This is a genomic window from Methylocystis sp. B8, assembly GCF_005771425.1.
In the GTDB taxonomy this organism is placed as follows: Bacteria; Pseudomonadota; Alphaproteobacteria; order Rhizobiales; family Beijerinckiaceae; genus Methylocystis.
This window is the reverse complement of sequence record NZ_VBTZ01000006.1, coordinates 1-16,876: the sequence shown is the minus strand read 5'-3', so window position 1 is coordinate 16,876 and position 16,876 is coordinate 1. Positions and strand designations below refer to the sequence as shown.

At 61.2% G+C, this 16,876-nt stretch carries 20 protein-coding genes and 1 tRNA gene; 6 read left to right on the top strand and 15 right to left on the bottom strand.

The genetic code is table 11. The features are described 5' to 3' along the window. Window positions 1-91: 91 nt before the first annotated feature. Window positions 92-2,569: an ATP-dependent helicase HrpB gene (gene hrpB, locus FEV16_RS11105; RefSeq protein WP_138167710.1), complete on the bottom strand. Its 2,478-nt coding sequence runs from the start codon at window positions 2,567-2,569 to the stop codon at window positions 92-94. A gap of 144 nt (window positions 2,570-2,713) precedes the next feature. Beyond that, window positions 2,714-3,703: a TIM44-like domain-containing protein gene (locus FEV16_RS11100; RefSeq protein ID WP_138167709.1), complete on the bottom strand. Its 990-nt coding sequence runs from the start codon at window positions 3,701-3,703 to the stop codon at window positions 2,714-2,716. 194 nt (window positions 3,704-3,897) lie between these two features. Here FEV16_RS11100 and FEV16_RS11095 point away from each other — a divergent pair, with 194 nt between their 5' ends. The 5 genes from FEV16_RS11095 (at window position 3,898) to FEV16_RS11075 (ending at window position 7,174) form a co-directional block, all read left to right on the top strand. Next, window positions 3,898-4,701, top strand: a complete 804-nt coding sequence (locus FEV16_RS11095; RefSeq protein ID WP_138167708.1) for a thymidylate synthase — start codon at window positions 3,898-3,900, stop codon at window positions 4,699-4,701. A 6-nt stretch (window positions 4,702-4,707) separates the two neighbouring features. Continuing rightward, a complete protein-coding gene (locus FEV16_RS11090; RefSeq protein WP_138167707.1) occupies window positions 4,708-5,223 on the top strand; it encodes a dihydrofolate reductase in 516 nt (171 codons plus the stop codon). Window positions 5,224-5,298: 75 nt separating this feature from the next. Further along, window positions 5,299-5,375: transfer RNA gene (locus FEV16_RS11085), tRNA-Pro, on the top strand. A gap of 406 nt (window positions 5,376-5,781) precedes the next feature. Continuing rightward, a complete protein-coding gene (locus FEV16_RS11080) occupies window positions 5,782-6,654 on the top strand; it encodes a lipase family protein (RefSeq protein WP_171015204.1) in 873 nt (290 codons plus the stop codon). A 244-nt stretch (window positions 6,655-6,898) separates the two neighbouring features. Further along, entirely contained in the window at window positions 6,899-7,174 is a 276-nt protein-coding gene (locus FEV16_RS11075) for a hypothetical protein (protein WP_138167705.1), read from the top strand. A gap of 227 nt (window positions 7,175-7,401) precedes the next feature. Here the strand turns inward: FEV16_RS11075 and FEV16_RS11070 are convergent, their stop codons facing one another. From FEV16_RS11070 to FEV16_RS11030, 11 genes are all read right to left on the bottom strand, one after another. Further along, entirely contained in the window at window positions 7,402-8,064 is a 663-nt protein-coding gene (locus tag FEV16_RS11070; RefSeq protein WP_138167704.1) for a M15 family metallopeptidase, read from the bottom strand. A gap of 49 nt (window positions 8,065-8,113) precedes the next feature. Further along, a complete protein-coding gene (locus tag FEV16_RS11065; RefSeq protein WP_138167703.1) occupies window positions 8,114-8,470 on the bottom strand; it encodes a hypothetical protein in 357 nt (118 codons plus the stop codon). A 28-nt stretch (window positions 8,471-8,498) separates the two neighbouring features. Further along, complete coding sequence (locus tag FEV16_RS16915) at window positions 8,499-8,675, bottom strand: hypothetical protein (RefSeq protein ID WP_171015203.1); 177 nt, start codon at window positions 8,673-8,675, stop codon at window positions 8,499-8,501. Window positions 8,676-9,185: 510 nt separating this feature from the next. Next, entirely contained in the window at window positions 9,186-9,407 is a 222-nt protein-coding gene (locus tag FEV16_RS11060; RefSeq protein WP_138167702.1) for a hypothetical protein, read from the bottom strand. Window positions 9,408-9,550: 143 nt separating this feature from the next. After that, the gene (locus FEV16_RS16910) at window positions 9,551-9,694 is read right to left on the bottom strand and encodes a hypothetical protein (RefSeq protein WP_171015202.1); all 144 of its coding nucleotides are present in this window, start codon (window positions 9,692-9,694) and stop codon (window positions 9,551-9,553) included. Window positions 9,695-9,872: 178 nt separating this feature from the next. Beyond that, complete coding sequence (locus FEV16_RS11055; RefSeq protein ID WP_246657286.1) at window positions 9,873-10,346, bottom strand: hydrogenase maturation protease; 474 nt, start codon at window positions 10,344-10,346, stop codon at window positions 9,873-9,875. Continuing rightward, window positions 10,336-11,628 (bottom strand): Ni/Fe hydrogenase subunit alpha, encoded by a 1,293-nt coding sequence (locus FEV16_RS11050; RefSeq protein WP_138167701.1) that lies wholly within the window; start codon window positions 11,626-11,628, stop codon window positions 10,336-10,338. Before FEV16_RS11050 ends, FEV16_RS11055 begins: the two co-directional genes overlap by 11 nt. Next, window positions 11,618-12,397 carry an oxidoreductase gene (locus tag FEV16_RS11045; RefSeq protein ID WP_138167700.1) on the bottom strand — a complete coding sequence of 260 codons (780 nt, stop codon included), beginning with the start codon at window positions 12,395-12,397 and terminating at the stop codon, window positions 11,618-11,620. The genes FEV16_RS11050 and FEV16_RS11045 overlap by 11 nt, the downstream gene beginning before the upstream one ends. A gap of 1 nt (window position 12,398) precedes the next feature. After that, the gene (locus FEV16_RS11040) at window positions 12,399-13,250 is read right to left on the bottom strand and encodes an FAD/NAD(P)-binding protein (protein ID WP_138167699.1); all 852 of its coding nucleotides are present in this window, start codon (window positions 13,248-13,250) and stop codon (window positions 12,399-12,401) included. Next, window positions 13,231-13,695: a cyclic nucleotide-binding domain-containing protein gene (locus FEV16_RS11035; RefSeq protein WP_138167698.1), complete on the bottom strand. Its 465-nt coding sequence runs from the start codon at window positions 13,693-13,695 to the stop codon at window positions 13,231-13,233. Before FEV16_RS11035 ends, FEV16_RS11040 begins: the two co-directional genes overlap by 20 nt. Then, window positions 13,692-14,834 carry a 4Fe-4S dicluster domain-containing protein gene (locus tag FEV16_RS11030; protein WP_138167697.1) on the bottom strand — a complete coding sequence of 381 codons (1,143 nt, stop codon included), beginning with the start codon at window positions 14,832-14,834 and terminating at the stop codon, window positions 13,692-13,694. The genes FEV16_RS11035 and FEV16_RS11030 overlap by 4 nt, the downstream gene beginning before the upstream one ends. Window positions 14,835-15,134: 300 nt before the next feature. Here FEV16_RS11030 and FEV16_RS11025 point away from each other — a divergent pair, with 300 nt between their 5' ends. Next, window positions 15,135-15,788: a hypothetical protein gene (locus FEV16_RS11025; protein WP_138167696.1), complete on the top strand. Its 654-nt coding sequence runs from the start codon at window positions 15,135-15,137 to the stop codon at window positions 15,786-15,788. Between the two features lie 39 nt (window positions 15,789-15,827). Here the strand turns inward: FEV16_RS11025 and FEV16_RS11020 are convergent, their stop codons facing one another. Next, window positions 15,828-16,325: a DUF1269 domain-containing protein gene (locus tag FEV16_RS11020; RefSeq protein WP_138167695.1), complete on the bottom strand. Its 498-nt coding sequence runs from the start codon at window positions 16,323-16,325 to the stop codon at window positions 15,828-15,830. A gap of 352 nt (window positions 16,326-16,677) precedes the next feature. After that, window positions 16,678-16,876 (bottom strand): methane monooxygenase/ammonia monooxygenase subunit C (locus FEV16_RS11015; RefSeq protein WP_246657204.1); only part of this gene is annotated, 199 nt, incomplete at its 5' end.

Below are 16,876 nucleotides of genomic sequence, written 5' to 3'. Positions count from 1 at the left end.
GCGCCAAATTCGCTCGGGAATACTCATGCGCGGCAGACGTGGTTATTCAAGGAAGAAAAATCTGATGGCTTCCCGGCCTCAGCGACAAGCGCTACGCGCCTCGCGGCTTAGCGCGGGTCGTCGGCTGAGCGGCCGCCGGATCGTCAGGCCAGAGATGACGCGGATAGCGCCCTCTCATCTCCTTCTTCACCTCGTTCCATGAGCCTTTCCAAAAGCTCGGGAGATCGCGAGTCGTCTGGATCGGGCGATGCGCCGGCGAGAGCAGTTCGAGCGTGAGCGGCGCGCGCCCGCGCGCAAGAGTCGGATGGGTTGAGAGGCCGTAAAGCTCCTGCACGCGCACGGCGAGGATCGGACCATTCTCGGCGGAATAATCGAGCGCGTGACGTCCGCCGGCGGGCGTGTCGAAATAGGCCGGCGCTTCCGCATCAAGCCTGCGCGACAGATCGTATGGGAGAAGCTGAGTGAGAGCCGCCTCCAAATCGTCGACCGCGATGTCCGCAAGCGACGCGCGCCCATGAATGAAAGGCGCGAGCCAGTCTTCGACGCTTGCCGCCAACGCGGCGTCGGAAAGATCCGGCCATTCATCGCCCTCGGCGCGACGCAGAAAGGCGACGCGGTCGCGCCGCTGCATCTGCAACTTCGTCCACGGCAGACGCGCCACGCCGAGATTGGCGACGCCGCGCGCGAGCATCCGCGCGCTTTCCGTGGACGCTACGACCGCCAGATTGCGCTCTGACAGTCGTATCGCACCCAGGCGCCGGAACGCACGACGACGCAAACTCGCGCTCGCCGGGTCGAATACGGTTTCGTCGCTAGTTTCGATCCAGTCGGCGGCGATGGCCTCGACCTCCTCGGCTGTAAGCGCGCAAGCCGCGAGGACACGCGCCTGGGCCGCTCGTCCAGTTATTTCGGCGACTGCGAGAAAGGGCGCGCGCGACAAAGGATCTTCAACAGGCAACATCGCGGCGCGGCCGTTCGCCATCAGGAACTCGCCGCGCGCCCCGCGCGATTTCGCGATCCGATCAGGATAGGCAAGAGCGATCAGCGCGCCGTCGGAGAGCCCCCTCCCCGATCCTCCCCCGCTGACGGCCGCCGCCATTGCTTGCCGCGCCCATTGTGAGGCGAGTCGTAACGCATCGCGTGCGCGTTTCGAATTTTCGCCTTGCAAGCGCTCAAGCCGATGCGAAAGGTCGGCGTCGGCGCCGCCGAGACCGCGCTCGGAAAGCAGCATCGCAAGTTCCGCCGCGCGACGAGCCTCGCCGTGATGCGCCGCCTCAACCACCATTCGCGCCAAACGCGGCGCGAGCGGCAGCGCGCGCATCGCGCGGCCCATGTCCGTGAGCCTGCCGTCGCCGCCAAGCGCCCCGAGTTCGCGGTCAAGCACGACCGCCTCCTTCCAGGCGGGCGCCGGCGGCGGATCGAGCCATTTGAGCCGTCCTGGATCGCTCACCCCCCAGGCGGCAAGATCAAGCGCAAGGCCGGAGAGATCGGCGTCGAGAATCTCGGGAGCCGCGAAGGCCGGAAGCGCCGCCGTCTGCGGCTCATCCCACAAGCGATAGCAGACGCCGGGCTCGGTGCGTCCGGCGCGGCCGCGGCGCTGATCGACGCTCGCGCGCGAGGCGCGCACCGTTTCAAGCCGCGACAATCCGAGATCGGGCTCGAAGCGCTGCACGCGCGCAAGTCCACTGTCGATTACGATGCGCACGCCTTCGATCGTGAGCGAGGTTTCGGCGATGGATGTCGCGAGCACGATCTTCCGACGACCCGGCCGCGCCGGCGCAATTGCCCTGTCCTGCTCGCCACGATCGAGCGCGCCGTAGAGCGGCGCGATGTCGACGTTGGCAGACAGGCCGGACTCCGCGAGGCGCGACGCAACTCGTGTGATCTCCCCCTGCCCGGGCAGAAAGACGAGGATGGAGCCTCGCTCTTCGCGCAGCGCCTGCATAATCGCGCGGGTTATCGCCTCTTCGATGCGCGTATTGGCGTCTCGGCCGAGATAGCGCGTCTCGACATCGAACGCGCGCCCCTCGCTTTCGATCGTCTCGGCGTCCATCAGCGCTGCGACGCGCGCGCCGTCGAGCGTCGCCGACATGGCGATGAGCCGGAGATCCTCGCGCAACCCCGCCTGAGCGTCGAGCGCCAGCGCAAGGCCGAGATCGGCGTCGAGCGAACGCTCGTGATATTCATCGAACAGCACGCCAGCGACGTTCTCCAGCGCCGGATCGTCGAGAATCATGCGGGCGAAGACGCCTTCGGTGACGACCTCGACGCGGGTTCGCGCAGAAACCTTCGACTCGAGACGCATCCGCAGGCCGACCGTTTCGCCGACAGTTTCGCCGAGCGTCGCCGCCATGCGGTTCGCCGCCGCGCGAGCGGCGAGACGTCGCGGCTCGAGCAAAATAAGCTTGCGGCCTTTGGTCCAGTCGGCGTCAAGCAGCGCCAGCGGGACGCGTGTCGTCTTGCCGGCGCCAGGCGGCGCGACGATGACGAGATTGCACGACGCCGCAAGCGCCGCGCGGATCGCCGGCAGCGCATCATCGATCGGCAGCGCCGAAAGCTCATTCGTCATGGGAGGCGGGTTTCGTTTTTCAGTTCTACGGCGCGACGCTCTTTGCGGACGGCGCTGAAAGGGTCGAGGCGCTGCGTCGCGCTCCCACAAAAAAGCCCCTCCCTTGCGAGAGGGGCTTTAAGATCCACTACGAGCGCGGCCGATCTAGGCCGCCTGCTGAATCGCCGACAGCTTCCACTCCTTTGAGCCGGAGCCAGTAGGCCGACGGAAGGTCCAGGCTTCAGTCGTCTCCGTTTCGCCGGGCGAGCCTGGCGCAGGCTTACCGGTGCCGCGATCCAGGATCTCGTCATTAAGCGCGAAGCGCATGGCGACAGTGGCGTATTCGTCCACGCCTTCCCGCCACGCCTCCGACAAATCGCCCTGCAGCAATTTCACCTCGGAGACGCGGTTCAATACGCCCTTGCGCCGATTGTCCTCGAGTTCCTCGTCGAAATAGGAAGCCATTTCTGGCGTCGACATGGCGCGCAGGGCGCCGAGGTCTTCGCGGCTATAGGCGGCCTGGGTTTCGCCGAGCAGGCGTTCGAAGGCGTTGAAATCCTCAGCAGCGAGCTTGATGGGCTTCGCCATCGCCGCTTCGGGCGAGGCGCCCGAGCCAAAGCCCGCCGCCCCAAAGGGCGCGCGCGCCGTAAAGGGCGAAGTGAAGCCCGGGCTCGGACGGTAGCCGGCGCCGGCCATCGCATTGGCGTTGCGGCGCGTGAACCAGTTGAAGGCCAACCGCGCCAGGAAGACGAGCAAAGCGATCTGTAGCAGCAGGCCGATGACCGAGGCGAAGCCCATCATCCCGCCAAACAGGCCATTGCCCGTCAGCAGGCCGAAGAGACCGGCGCCAAGCAAGCCGCCCGCCAAGCCGCCCAAGAGGCCGCGGCCGAAGGAGCCGCTAAAAGCCCCACCGGGTCGCGACATCGGGCCAGCCATCCCTGGCGAAGGCTGCGGGGTGACGCTGCGCTCGAAGGGCGACGCCGTTCCCGGCATGGTGCGGGTCGGGGGCGGCGCTGACCAACTGCGCGAGCCACGGCTGCCGAAACTGCCGCCGCCGCCCATACGCGCTTCGGCGAGGGCCGGAGCGAGCGCCAGCAGCGCCCCAAGCGCCAGAGAAATCAGCGATCCACGCTTGAACGCGAAGAAACGCGACATTGTGTTGTGTCCTCAACATGCGGAGAGCGACGCTCCCCTCGCGGCCGATATATAGGAGCGCCGTAACGCCCGCGCAAAGACTTGGCCATGGAAATCGGATGTGTGGGCGTCGTCCCGCAATCGTCCCTTTGCTTCGGATGCCGAGCAGGGAGTATGGGTTAGCGCAACCTTTCGCCCAAAACTGAACAGGCGACATGCGTCAGTATCTTGATCTTTTGGATAAAGTCCTGTGCGAGGGCGTGCGCAAGGACGATCGCACTGGCACCGGAACGCTCTCGCTTTTCGGCCATCAGATGCGCTTCGATCTTTCGCAAGGCTTTCCGCTAGTGACGACGAAGCGCGTGCATCTAAAATCGGTCATCCACGAGCTCTTGTGGTTCCTAAGGGCTGAGACCAACGTCAAATATCTGCGCGAGAACGGCGTCACGATCTGGGACGAATGGGCCGATGAAGACGGCGACCTCGGTCCCGTCTATGGGGCGCAATGGCGCCGCTGGCCGGTAGACGGCGGAGAGATCGATCAACTCGCGAATGTCGTCGAAGAGATCAAGCGCAACCCTTTCTCAAGACGGCTGATCGTCTCCGCGTGGAATCCGGCCGAAGTCGACAAGATGGCGCTGCCGCCCTGCCATTGCCTGTTCCAGTTTCATGTCGCGGAGGTCGGCAAAGAGAAGCGCCTATCCTGCCAGCTCTATCAGCGCTCGGCGGACGTCTTCCTCGGCGTGCCGTTCAACATCGCGAGCTATGCGCTGCTTACCCATATGGTCGCGCAGGTGACAGGCTGTGCGCCCGGCGATTTCATCCATAGCTTCGGCGACGTACATCTCTATCTCAACCACGTCGAGCAGGCGCGCCTCCAGCTTTCGCGCGAGCCGAAGCCCCTGCCCCGTCTGAGGCTCAATCATTCGGTGCGCTCGCTCTTCGACTTCCGATACGAAGACATCAGCGTCGAGAACTACGACTCCTGGCCGGCGATCGCCGCGCCGATCGCGGTGTAGGCGCCGATGGAGCCCAAAATCGTCGCCGTCGTGGCGCGCGGACGCAATGGCGTGATTGGCGTCGCCAACGGCCTTCCCTGGCGGCTCTCGAGCGACCTCAAGCGCTATAAGGCGCGCACCTGGGGCAAGCCGATGATCATGGGACGGCGCACCTTCGAATCGATCGGGCGACCGTTGCCGGGACGCGAAAGCGTCGTTCTCACCCGCGATCCGCATTTCCGGGCCGAGGGCGCGCATGTCGCGGCGAGTCCGCCAGAGGCGTTGGCGACGGCGCGCCGTCTGGCGGCTTTGCTTGGCGCCGATGAGATCATCATTGCCGGCGGCGAGGAAATCTATCGCGCCTTTCTCGATCTCACCGACGTCATCGAACTGACGGAGGTCGCGCTCGATATCGCCGGCGACGCGCATTTCCCCGCGCTAGACCACCGAGACTGGCGAGAAATTGCGCGTGAATCTCCGCCTCGCGGCCCAAAGGACGAGGCGGACTTCGCCTATGTCATGCTAGAGCGGGTTCGTTGCTAAAGCCGGGAAAGCAGTTGCGGCCCAATCCGGCTGTGGCTATAAAACGGCCCGAAAGCGGCTTTCGGCCCTTTCAATCGGAGTGTAGCGCAGCCTGGTAGCGCACCTCGTTCGGGACGAGGGGGTCGGAGGTTCGAATCCTCTCACTCCGACCAGCTTTCTCAACACATTAGACTGACGACGTCGGCGCCCCCTGAAAAGGGGCGCTTTACTCGCCGCCACAGCGCTTCACATGGCATGAGCCGGACGCCAGAGGGGCGACTGCTGATTTTCAGCCTCGACGACGCGCGCCAAAAATGCGAGCCTGACGGGCGTCCACATGCTTAATTGGCGATAAGCGCCAAGAGCTTGACCGGCGCCAGCAACGTGGCTCATCCGCCGTGCGGATGGGGTCAAAATTTTTGGCAGAACCAGACCAGCCTCTGACGAAGGCTCAGGCCGTCCATTACGCAGCATTATCGGATCGCCCCAACGGGACAGGCCCGAGCCATTGTAAGCGATAATATCCGCAACTATGCCAATCAAGTCATATTTACCATCATCTATCGTATGGAGAGTATTATGGCCATCACGACTTGCACGAGTTCTCAACCGCTAAACTTTGGAGCTTCTTCTCAGCAAACGTTCAAGGTTTGCACGTTCCTTGTGAACGTGCTCAGTCATATGTACGATCAGTGGATACAGGCCGGCTCGCCTCCGCCTCCCAGCTTCAATTGGAAGCCGGCTAACGCTTGCCCGATCACGAATGATTTCAAAGTGGATGATTATAGTTTTGGTCAGCTCATCTGGAGCACATTCACTCTAGAGCTCATAAAAACTCCAATTACTGAACCTTTCGGATGCTTGGTCAAATCCAAGACCGACAGCAGCCTTTATCTTGTTTTCCGAGGCAGCAAGAGCCTTGATGACTTTCTTGTAGACGCTGAATTCAAACCGGTGCCGTACAGCGCGCCAACGCCAAATCCACCTCCCGGCCTTCTCGTCGCACGGGGGTGGTACGCCGTGTTCACCGGGCTTGTCAAAGCGCTGGACGCCCAGCTCAAAACAATTGGCGGTAAGCCTCTTACGGTCACCGGCCACAGTCTCGGCTCCGCGCTTGCCACACTCGCCACGCCACTGGCGGTTTCAAACAATATCGCGGTGCTGCACTATAACTCAGCAAGTCCAATGATTGGACTAATGCCCTTCCGGAATTACTACGAAAGCTTAAAGGTGAAAACATTCCGTCTTGTGAATACGGCGGACACTGTACCGAAGCTTCCGCCAAAACGTAGCGGCGACTATCAACACGTTGGCATTGAGGTCCCGTTCAACGCGGACTATGGCGCTGAGAAAAAAATGCACAACCCATGTTGCAGCTACGCCTATGCAATCTACAATCCGGCTGCGCCCTGCAATAAAGACTTTGATAAATGCGCCCCTACCCTCGGGTAAACCGACGAATAAACCGACATTCGCCGGATGACCTGACACAATTGGGCGGTCGGGGCAGCGTCCAAGCATTGTCACGCCGCTGCGGCGACGCGCCGCGACGATCGCTCACCTTCGCGCCGAGGACGCCTTCACCCTGGTAAATTAATGAGGGGCAATTGCGGGGATTTTGGTTAAGGCGTTGGCTCGGACGCCGCCGCGGACTATTGATGAGGTCCCTTTCGCAGGGAGAAATAGGGAGGATCGAATGGTGCGCCTTAAGAAGATTGGGTTGATATTTGGCCTAATGCTCGGCCCCGCTGTCATTGCCCAAACAGCGAAAGCCGAAGATCCGATTTCAGCGCTTGGCGCTGGCGTGAATCGCGTGGGGGCCGAGGCGGGTATGGCAGTTACAGGCGTGTTGAACAAAGTGACGGGGAGCAACGCGGCTGTGCCGGTCAGCCCTTCACCGGCTCCCACAACAGCGATCTCGGCTGGTGAATACCATCACCATCGCCATCACCATCATCACCGTCATTCGTGAATTTGGGCGGCGGGGTTCTTAGCCCCGCCGGTTCCATGCAGGAAACCCGCCGCATCGCAGCGCGTCTCGCGCGCTAGATCGCGATTGCGTGTAAGCCTGCACAGCAGGCCATGTGTTTCTCTGTCGAGGCTATTTTCTTAGCGACGCCTCGGCATGTGACGTCATTGAAAACGAACGAGCGATTTCGGTCTTTGAATGCTTACCGCGTTTCCACGACCTATGACCCGTCAGTGTCCATCGTTGGAAAAATGCTGATAGTCGACGCTTCTTTTCCAATGTCCGCCCCAGCGCCAGCCTTGTCGCGCAAAGGCCCTGGTCACGACCCCGCCGTCGACGATCATCCCGACAATATCTCTCTTGCGCTTGTAAGGCTCGTCATAGGCGCGCCCCGCTTCAGGCTCGGTTAGGTTTCCTTCCCGATAGGGATTTTGAACGGGATTGATGTCAACGGCCATTCCATAGGCGTGTCGCGACATGGCGCCGCGATCCGTCGTTCGGCAGTTGAAGGCGCTCGTATTATTCGCCGCCATCGACCGTGCGTCGTCGCCTCCGAATTCATCGATAAGCGACATTCGATAGATTCGAAATTTCCGACTGTCGTAAATCTCCTGAAAGGCGGCCGCCACCGCTTTTGCGACGCTTCTTGCGACAATCAGAGAGCCGGTTTGAGAGTTGCCGTCGAAATCGAGGTAAGGGACGCTCAAGAGAACAAGCTGCTCTCGTCCCGGACATGGAAGCTCCGCGCGCCACGACCTTCCCTGCATGTACGCCCAAACTGCGTCGGGAATTGGCCCAGCCGTCGCCTTGGCGCCTTGCGCCTTTGCTTCTGCGCCGGCGACAAGCGAAAGCAGAAGCGCAACCGACCGCAGGCAGTGAATTTTCGACGTCATAATTGCTCGTGACCAAGCCGAACTGCGGCGCCGGAACTTTGTCGCACTCTCAATATCCCGTCTCGAAACAGCGGGCATGCGCGCCAGTCCTCAAATCCTTCAAATCAGCCGTCACGCGCGAACCGTTAGAAAGATGGAGGTTGACGATATTGTTGTAAAATCCGAAGCGGTAATCAGTCTTCATCGGATACGAACGGCCATCGGCGACGTAGAAGCAGTAGGAACTGTATTCTGGATTGGCTCTAAGAGAGATCGAACAATGTATTGAGTAGTTCGCTGGCGAACAGTGCAACGCAACGTCTTTTGACGGAATCCCGAAATTATTGGCGCTCATCGCCCCTGCAAAGGCGGTATCGCAAGCCAAACTCAACGCCACGAAGATCGTCGACGCGAACAATTTTCTCATGAATCAGCTCTCCAGCCGACGGTATCGTTCAATTGGCGTGCGCCGAGTTCCGCCGGCGCAAGGGAGATGGCAACGCGTTGATCGTCAGCGCTGCGATGCAGATGAATTCGCCGACTCCATCCGCGATCACCATGTCGCCGATTGTGAATATCGCAAGTCCCTTGCAAATTTCCGAGACGGCAAAAATGGCGTTTGACTTCGCCATAGAAGCCAACTTGAGCAGAAGGTTGTCGGGCCGAGCAGCGATTGGATTCGCCCATATCCGGACAATCTCTTTTCTTCCGGTCGACAGCGGGACAGATGTTGGCGCCCGTGGAAATCCCATGCCTAGCCCTTGGAGATGGAGGTGTTCCTCCCCTACCTCGGTTTGCGACCGTCTTTATGGCCGACATGCGGCCCCAGCTAGGCATTCGGACGTCGCCAAAACGGTCCAGCGCGTTCCGTTTTCTAGTCCTCTATCGTCGCTGCGCCCCGACGTGGCCCGTAAATCTATGCTGTTTGATGGACGTTAAATTCTCAGACTTGCCTTAATAATTCGTGGCGGCTCTATGGTTTCTGAAACAATAACCAACCTGTGACGATCGTCTACTGTCGTACTCCATGATCATATGCTTCGCGGCATTCGGCACGCTAACTGTCCCGACATGGAAACGCCCCGGCGGCGATGCCGCAACGGGGCGTTTCTTAGCGTCTCAACGATGTGGGGCGTGATCTGTCAGCAGCGCCACTCCCATTGGCCAACGTAGTCGTTCCAGTAGTAGCACACGCCTGGATCCAGAGGGTGTCCGGGTCTGCTCCAATCCCTATGCTGATAGCGCCAAGGCGCGCCATACGCCTGAATATCGCCGTCATAAGGAAGTGCGCCCGCTTGCTGGGCCTGAGCCGATGGAGCGAAAGCCACGAGCGCCGCGATGATCGGTAGCGTCAGTTTGCGCATTGTTTCCTCCCAAGTGGTTGGCGTTTCGTCAGTGCAATTGGGATGCGCGCAAGATCATTCAACCCTAAGCGGGCTCTACACGGTTACTCGGGCTTAAACGCACGCTAACGCTTCGGAAATGTTCTACGTAACAGGAGAGAGGCCTAGTGCTTGGCAAGACGCTCTATAGCGTCGATAAACGCTTCCGGTGATGCGGCAATGCGGCGAACGATATGGATCGGCAATTTGACCAGCATCCGAACCGTCGAGATAGCGGCGACGGTCGAGGAGGATACAAAACGCGGCATTGGCGACTCCGTTCATTGCGAACGCGCGCGCGGCGATCCTTCGCAGGGAGGCGACGCGCAGGCGGCTTTGTCAGATAGCGCATTCGAACATGCAAAGGTTTCGCAGGGGTTGCCGCAATGTTGCCGGTCAGTTTCGGGCGTGAGGCAAATTTGTGCGCCGCAAGTGACGCTTTTTAGGTTATTTGCCCAATATCTCGACACGCAGCCGATCGGCGACGATGCCGACCGCCGCCGCGACCGCCGGCGACAGCGGCGCCCCGATGTCAAATGTCCCGCCTTCGATTGCATAAACAACGCAGCGCTGGGGCATCAGGCAAAGCGAGCGAGCGAGCTCCAGAGCTTCGGCAAGGCCGAAGCCATGCGTCGAGGCGGCGAACCCCGCCGGCGGCAACTGGCCCGCGCTGACGTCAAAGCGGCGGATGTCGCCCACGCTCGCCCCGGAAACGCTGGCGTCAACGATATAGGCGGCGTCTGCGCCTTCGAGCCGCGCCAGAAGTCTTGTCGCCTCCCCCTCCTCCTCGATGATTTCGACCTCGCCCAACGAAGCGCCCAGCGCCTCTGCGACCCCGCGGCCCGCCGCGTCGTCGCCGCGCTGGGGATTGCCGACGCAGAGCACAATGACACGGCCCCCTTCGCCCGCTCTATCCGCCACGATCGATCTCGAGCCGCAGAAAATGCGTCGCGCAGGAAATGCAGGGGTCGTGATTGCGAATTGTTTGCTCACAGCGGTGACGCAGAGCGTCGTCGGGCAGGTCGAGCCAGGCGGTCGCGAAGGTCTTTAGATCTTCTTCGATGCTTGGCTGGTTCTGCGACGTTGGCGGAACAATACGAGCGTCGGCGATCTTTCCATCGGCGGTGAGCTGATAGCGGTGATACAGCATGCCGCGCGGCGCCTCGGTAGCGGCATAGCCGGTTGCGGCGCGCGCGTCGAGATCAACGGCCGATCGTTCCGGCTCTTCGTAGTCGGCGATGATCCGCAGCGCCTCGTCGCAGGCGTAGAGAACTTCGACGGCGCGAACGATGATGCTGCGGAAGGGATTGGCGCAGGCCGATCCAAGTCCCGCTTCCCGCGCCGCTTCGCGCGCGAGTGGCGAAAGAGACGCGGCGTTCAGCGCGTAGCGCGCCAATGGGCCTGTAAGATAGGGTCCGCGCGTTTTGATGTGCGCATGCAGCGCAGTCGAATGCTCGACATGCGTCTCTTCGAAATGTTCGTCATATTCAGCGGCGCTGATGTCGAGTCCGCGGCTTGAAGCGATGCGGCCTTGGCTGAAAGGATATTCGCCGTCGCCGCGCAAGGCGACGAATTCATAGTCGCGCTCCATGTCGGGGAAATCAAATCCCGCAGTCCAGCGCACGGTCGCCAGAGCCCAATCTCGCGCCCGCTTCAACTCTTCGGCGAGCGGCTGAAGCTCGCGCCGGCGCGGCGCGCGATAAAAACCGCCGACGCGGACATTGATCGGATGAATCTCGCGGCCGCCGAGAAGCGCGATGATGGAGTTGCCGGCTCTTTTGAGATCGAGCCCGCGCCGAACGATGTCGGCGTGATCGCGCGCCATTTCGATAGCGCCCTCATAGCCGAGGAAATCTGGGGCATGCAGCATGTAGATGTGGAGCGTGTGGCTTTCGATCCACTCGCCGCAATAGATCAGGCGTCGCAATTCCCGTAGTGGTCCGTCGACAGCGACGCCGAGCGCGTTCTCCATCGCGTGAACCGCGCTCATCTGATAGGCCACCGGACAGATGCCGCAAATGCGCGCGGTGATATCCGGCGCCTCCGTATACATGCGATCGCGTAGGAAGGCTTCAAAGAAGCGCGGCGGCTCGAAGATATTGAGCTCCGCCGACTGCACGACGCCGTCGCGCGCGATGACCTTCAGCGCGCCCTCGCCCTCCACACGGGCGAGTTGATCGACCTTGATCGTCTTAACGGTCATGACGCTCGCTTTCCTTCCGGAAGGCGTCGGCATTGGCGTTGAAGGTCCTGTAAATGCGCTTAAGCGCGTCGTCGTCCATGCCGAGCTTGCTTAACCCGGCCGAGAGCGAAGGCGTGTTTGGCGTCTCCATCGGGCCATAGCAGCCATAGCAGCCGCGGTTGTAGGCGGGGCAGACTGCGCCGCAACCCGCATGGGTAACCGGGCCGAGGCAAGGCGTCCCGTGGCCGACCATGACGCACAGATTGCCGGCGATCTTGCATTCGACGCAGACGCTATGCGGCGGCGTTTGCGGCTTGCGCCCGGCGAGAAAAGCCGAAATCACTTCGATGAGCTGTCGCGTGCTGATCGGGCAGCCGCGCAGCTCGAAATCCACCTTCACATGGTCGCCGATCGCGGTCGATGTCGCGAGCGTTTGAATATAATCGGGCCGCGCATAGACGATCGCCGTATATTCGCGCACATCGGCAAAGTTGCGCAACGCCTGAATGCCGCCCGCAGTGGCGCAGGCGCCGATCGTCACGAGAAAGCGCGACTGCTTGCGGATCTCCTGAATGCGCGCCGCGTCATGCGCCGTCGTCACAGAACCTTCGACGAGGGAGAGATCGTACGGACCTTGGATCGTCGCGCGGGTCGCTTCGAGAAAATGCGCAATCTCAATTTCGCCGGCGACTTCCAGCAGTTCATCTTCGCAATCGAGGAGGCTCAACTGGCAGCCGTCGCAAGAGGCGAATTTCCAGACGGCGAGTTTTGGTCGACGGGCGCGCTCCACGTCAAAGCTCCCGATAAGAGAGGAGATTGCGCACCCGGTCGTAAGGATGGACTGGTCCATCCTTGCAGATGAAATGCGGACCGAACTGGCAGTGGCCGCAATGGCCGATCGCGCACTTCATGTTGCGCTCCATGGAAACAAAGATCCGCGAGTCCGCGATGCCCGCGTCCTCAAGCGCGAGCGCCGTTGCTCGGAACATCACTTCCGGCCCGCAGATCATAGCGACAGTATCCGCAGGATCGAAGCGGAGCTTGGAGAGCAAAGGCGTCACATAGCCAACGTCTCCCGTCCATTCAGGTCCGGCGCGCTCTACCGCGACGCCCAACTGGAAGTCAGGCGTCCGCCGCCATTCTTCAAGTTCGGCGCGAAAAATGAGGTCGTCCGGCGTGCGCGCGCCATAGAGAACGCCGACGCGGCCATAGGCGGCGCGATGACGCAACAGCCAGTAGATAACGGGGCGAAGAGGCGCGAGCCCAATGCCGCCGGCGATCAGCAAGACATCGAAGCCTTTATATTCCTGGATGGGCCAGCCGACCCCGAAGGGGCCGCGCAGACCGACGCGATCGCCAGCCTTCAATTTGCCCAGCGCGGCGCTCACTGGCCCGACGGCGCGGATCGTATGCGTGAGCCGCTCGGGCGCGTGCGAGTCGCCGCTGATGCTGATCGGTATTTCACCCACGCCGAAGGCGTAGAGCATATTGAATTGCCCTGGCATGAACGGCGCGACTTGTTCGGGAGCGAGATCGAAAGTGAACACCTCTTCCGACTCGCGAATGAAGCGCGTCACCGGCGTCATGATCGGCGCCATCGGATGGGGCAGCGTCGCGCAGGCCTTAAGCGTTTGCGGCATCATACATTCCGAGCGCCTGCATGCGCGCCGATTGCAAACGTTTGAGGAGCGGCGGAATGAACCGCTTCATCATTTCATAGCCGACGCGAGGATCCGCCTCGCACTTGTCGCGCAGACACTTGCCGTCGAAAGAAATGGCGCGAGTCAGTTCGATCGCGCGCGCGTCGAATGACGAGCGATAGGGGGGAATGAGCCAGTCCGCGCCGAGAATTTCTCCGGCCTTGATGGTCAGAAAGGTGAATGTCCCTCGTCCCGGCACGAAAGCTTCGAGCGCTACCGCGCCATGTCGCACGAGATAGAAGGAATCCGCGGCGGCGCCTTCACGAAAAAAATAATCTCCCGGCTGCCGGACGACGTTCTTGGCGCACCCTGCGATAAGCGCCATCGTGTCTTCATCCAGCCCTTCAGCGAAGGGATGATGACGAAGCAGCTCGGCAATGTCTTTCATACCGACTCCTCTGCGGAGGCGTCGCAGCCGCGGATGGCGCACACCTCCTCGGTGATGTCGATGCCCACCGGACACCAAGTGATGCAACGGCCGCAGCCGACGCAACCCGACGAACCAAACTGATCGATCCAGGTAGCAAGCTTGTGGGTCATCCATTGGCGATACCGCGATTTCGTGCTCGCGCGCACGCTGCCGCCGTGAATGTAGGAGAAATCCATAGTGAAACAGGAATCCCACCGACGCCAGCGTTCGGCGCGCTCGCCCGTTAGATCGGAGGCGTCTTCGACCGAAGTGCAGAAACAGGTCGGACAGACCAAGGTGCAATTTGCACAGGTCAGACAGCGCGTCGCCACTTCATTCCAACGCGGATGTTCGAGATTGTTCATCAGCAGTTCGTTGAGGTCGTCCGAACGCATTTGCCGGCCCATCGAAGACGCGGTTTGTGCGATCACGGCCTCAGCCGCGTCAACCTCGCGACTCGAAGCGAGATCATGCGGAATCTGTTCCAAAATGGCGCGTCCTTCGTCGCTGCCGGTCTCGACGAGAAAGACATGCTCGGTTCCATCGAGAAGCTCGGTTAAAGCGATGTCGAAGCCATGCTTTACGCGAGGTCCGGCATGCATCGAGACGCAAAAGCACGTGCCTCCCGCCTTTCCGCAGTTGAGGGCCACGATCAGCGCTCCCTCGCGTCTCGCCTTGTAGTGCGGATCGACGTAAAGATCGCCGACGAGAACCCTGTCTTGAATCTCAATCGCGCGAATTTCGCACGCGCGCACGCCGATGAAGGCGAGACGATCGCTAGGCGGCGCTTCGGGCGTGACGCTTGTATCCTCGCCACGACGTTCGGCTGTCCAAAGCCGCAGCCTCGGCTCATGCAGAAATTTTTTCCACGACTGCGGCCCGACGGAATATCCAAAGAGCGCCTCGTCCTCACGACGCGTTAATCTGTAAAGGCCGCCGTCCTGCTCATCCGTCCATCCCCGAGGCAGGTCGTCGATCGATTCAATATCGTCATAAACAATCGCCTGATTTTGCAATGTCGGTCCGATAGCGCGATAGCCGCGCGCCCGGATCGCCCGCAACAGGTCTTGCAGACCCTCGACCGTTATAACCGCCGCTGCTTCGTCAGCTTTGGCCACTGCGCGCTCCTAACGTCCCTCTTTCGTCGCCGACAACAAATCGTTGGGTGCGTCGAATGGATTGTCTGCGTTAAAGTTAGCTTTTGCCAGCGCTCTTATGGCGTAGCAATGACATTTACTGACGTCATTGTCGCGGCCGTCTTCTGTTTCCCAAGCGGACGCCCGCGCTCAATCCATGTCTCGCCGGTTGCTCGGTCCCCGCGCTCGAACTATCTTGGCCTTGTATTTCGGCCGACAGGGCCCGGGGACAAGGCGATAGCCCCGGCGTCGCTCGCGCTGCAAACTCAGCGAGGTTTGTTTATGTCCAATGACTTCGACCCGGCCGAACCCAAAACGCCCAAAGTTTCGCCGCAGCATGAGAACTGGGCGACAACGTTAGAGCACGGAATCGAAGAGATCAGGACCCAGCCGGCCGAGGTTCTTTTCCTCGACGTCCTGAAGATCGATCTGCCCTACATCATCATGCTTTCGACGGCCGTGCTCGGCATCGGCATCGTCACCTTCACGGGGCAGCCGGTCGCCCTTTATTGGGAGTTCCTGACGCCCGTCTACTGCGCGATCTGCATATATGTCGGGTGGCGCCATACGGAGACGACGCATGAGCGCACGCGGCTCGTCTGGACCCAAGTGCTGCACTGGGCGGCGTTTCTCTTCGGCATGTGGCTGATCTACTCGCCGCCTCTGCGCCAGCTCGTCGACGTCAACGCCGCTGGACTCAACCTGATGGTGCTGCTCGCCGTGGCGACCTTCGTTGCGGGAGTTCACGCCGCTGCGTGGCAGATCTGCGTCGTGGGGATTCTCCTCGGGCTCTTCGTCCCCTTAGTGGCGATTATCCAGCGCTCGTCGCTGTTCATTATCGTTTCCATTCTCGGCTTGGCGTTCATCGTCGCCAGCATCTACATCACGCTGCACGCGCATCGCCGAAAAGCGCGCGAGACAGAGGAAATGGTCTGAGCGATTGCGCGCCGAAGATCCTTTCGGCGCGCAGTTCTGTCAGGCGGAAGCTGGCTGCGCCGTAAGCGCCGCGCGGATCGCGTCTTCCTTGGACTTGTCGAAAGACGTCCGTAGCACCACGCCGCCGACCCCTTTGAGCCCTTCGAGAACCTTGTCGGTCGTCATCTTGCGCACGAGCAGGAACAATGCGGCGCCGCCTGGCGGAATCGCGCTCGCCACGTCCTTCATGAATTTGTCGTCGATGCCGAAGTCGGTCAGCGCGCCGGATACGGCGCCGGCCCCGGCGCCAATCGCGGCGCCCGCAAGCGGCATCATGAAGATCAGCCCGATCAGAGCGCCCCAGAAAGCGCCGGAGACCCCGCCTAGCGCCGTGGTGCTGAAAAGCTGATTGAGCTTCACGGCGCCATCGGGGGTCTTTACGGCCACGACCGCGTCGCCCAGCTCGATCAAATATTCCTTTTGCATGGTGAAGAGCTTCTGCCGAACTTCTTCGGCCTTTTCTTCCGAGGGAAATGCAATCACGAGAAGATCATTCATGGGCCTCTCCTATCCGCGCGCGATCTCGGCGCGTCGCCATTGACGATCTAGTTCGGTGAAAAAGGCAAGACAATGCGTCGACGCCGCTATCGAATCAGGGACTTTGCTGGAGGGCAGACAAAAAACCCCGCCAGCGCCGCCTTGCGGCGCGCTGACGGGACGTCATTCACAACAAATCAGTCTCGGCGCAACACTTTGCGGACGCGCTGCGGAATGCGACGCGGCGCAGCATAGAGGAAACAGAGCGGCGAGAGCGCCGCAGCCAACAGCAGCATGGCGATAGCCATAGAACCTCCCCCGAATTTCCATTTTTAAACGCCGCCCGCATCACGCGGGCGGCGCCAAGTCTCGATTACTCGGTCAGGAGGGCGACGCCTTCCTTGCCGATCAGGCGCTGAACGTTCATCAGCAGCTGAAGCACGACGCCGAACACGCCGAGCGCCATCCAGCCGAAGAACACGAAGCCCCAATGCAGCGGCGCAACGAACAGCTCTTCCATGAACCAGAACGTGTGGCCCCACTCATTCAGGCCAACGTTCGGGATGATCATG

Coding starts and splice junctions, on each gene's coding strand:
- FEV16_RS16915 (WP_171015203.1), bottom strand. CDS start 8,675: ATGGCGAAGTCAAACGCCATTTTTGCCGTCTCGGAAATTTGCAAGGGA.
- FEV16_RS11060 (WP_138167702.1), bottom strand. CDS start 9,407: ATGCGCAAACTGACGCTACCGATCATCGCGGCGCTCGTGGCTTTCGCT.
- FEV16_RS11090 (WP_138167707.1), top strand. CDS start 4,708: ATGGAGCCCAAAATCGTCGCCGTCGTGGCGCGCGGACGCAATGGCGTG.
- FEV16_RS11035 (WP_138167698.1), bottom strand. CDS start 13,695: ATGAAAGACATTGCCGAGCTGCTTCGTCATCATCCCTTCGCTGAAGGG.
- FEV16_RS11050 (WP_138167701.1), bottom strand. CDS start 11,628: ATGACCGTTAAGACGATCAAGGTCGATCAACTCGCCCGTGTGGAGGGC.
- FEV16_RS16910 (WP_171015202.1), bottom strand. CDS start 9,694: ATGCCGCGTTTTGTATCCTCCTCGACCGTCGCCGCTATCTCGACGGTT.
- FEV16_RS11065 (WP_138167703.1), bottom strand. CDS start 8,470: ATGAGAAAATTGTTCGCGTCGACGATCTTCGTGGCGTTGAGTTTGGCT.
- FEV16_RS11040 (WP_138167699.1), bottom strand. CDS start 13,250: ATGATGCCGCAAACGCTTAAGGCCTGCGCGACGCTGCCCCATCCGATG.
- FEV16_RS11075 (WP_138167705.1), top strand. CDS start 6,899: ATGGTGCGCCTTAAGAAGATTGGGTTGATATTTGGCCTAATGCTCGGC.
- FEV16_RS11100 (WP_138167709.1), bottom strand. CDS start 3,703: ATGTCGCGTTTCTTCGCGTTCAAGCGTGGATCGCTGATTTCTCTGGCG.
- FEV16_RS11080 (WP_171015204.1), top strand. CDS start 5,782: ATGGCCATCACGACTTGCACGAGTTCTCAACCGCTAAACTTTGGAGCT.
- hrpB (WP_138167710.1), bottom strand. CDS start 2,569: ATGACGAATGAGCTTTCGGCGCTGCCGATCGATGATGCGCTGCCGGCG.
- FEV16_RS11070 (WP_138167704.1), bottom strand. CDS start 8,064: ATGACGTCGAAAATTCACTGCCTGCGGTCGGTTGCGCTTCTGCTTTCG.
- FEV16_RS11025 (WP_138167696.1), top strand. CDS start 15,135: ATGTCCAATGACTTCGACCCGGCCGAACCCAAAACGCCCAAAGTTTCG.
- FEV16_RS11020 (WP_138167695.1), bottom strand. CDS start 16,325: ATGAATGATCTTCTCGTGATTGCATTTCCCTCGGAAGAAAAGGCCGAA.
- FEV16_RS11095 (WP_138167708.1), top strand. CDS start 3,898: ATGCGTCAGTATCTTGATCTTTTGGATAAAGTCCTGTGCGAGGGCGTG.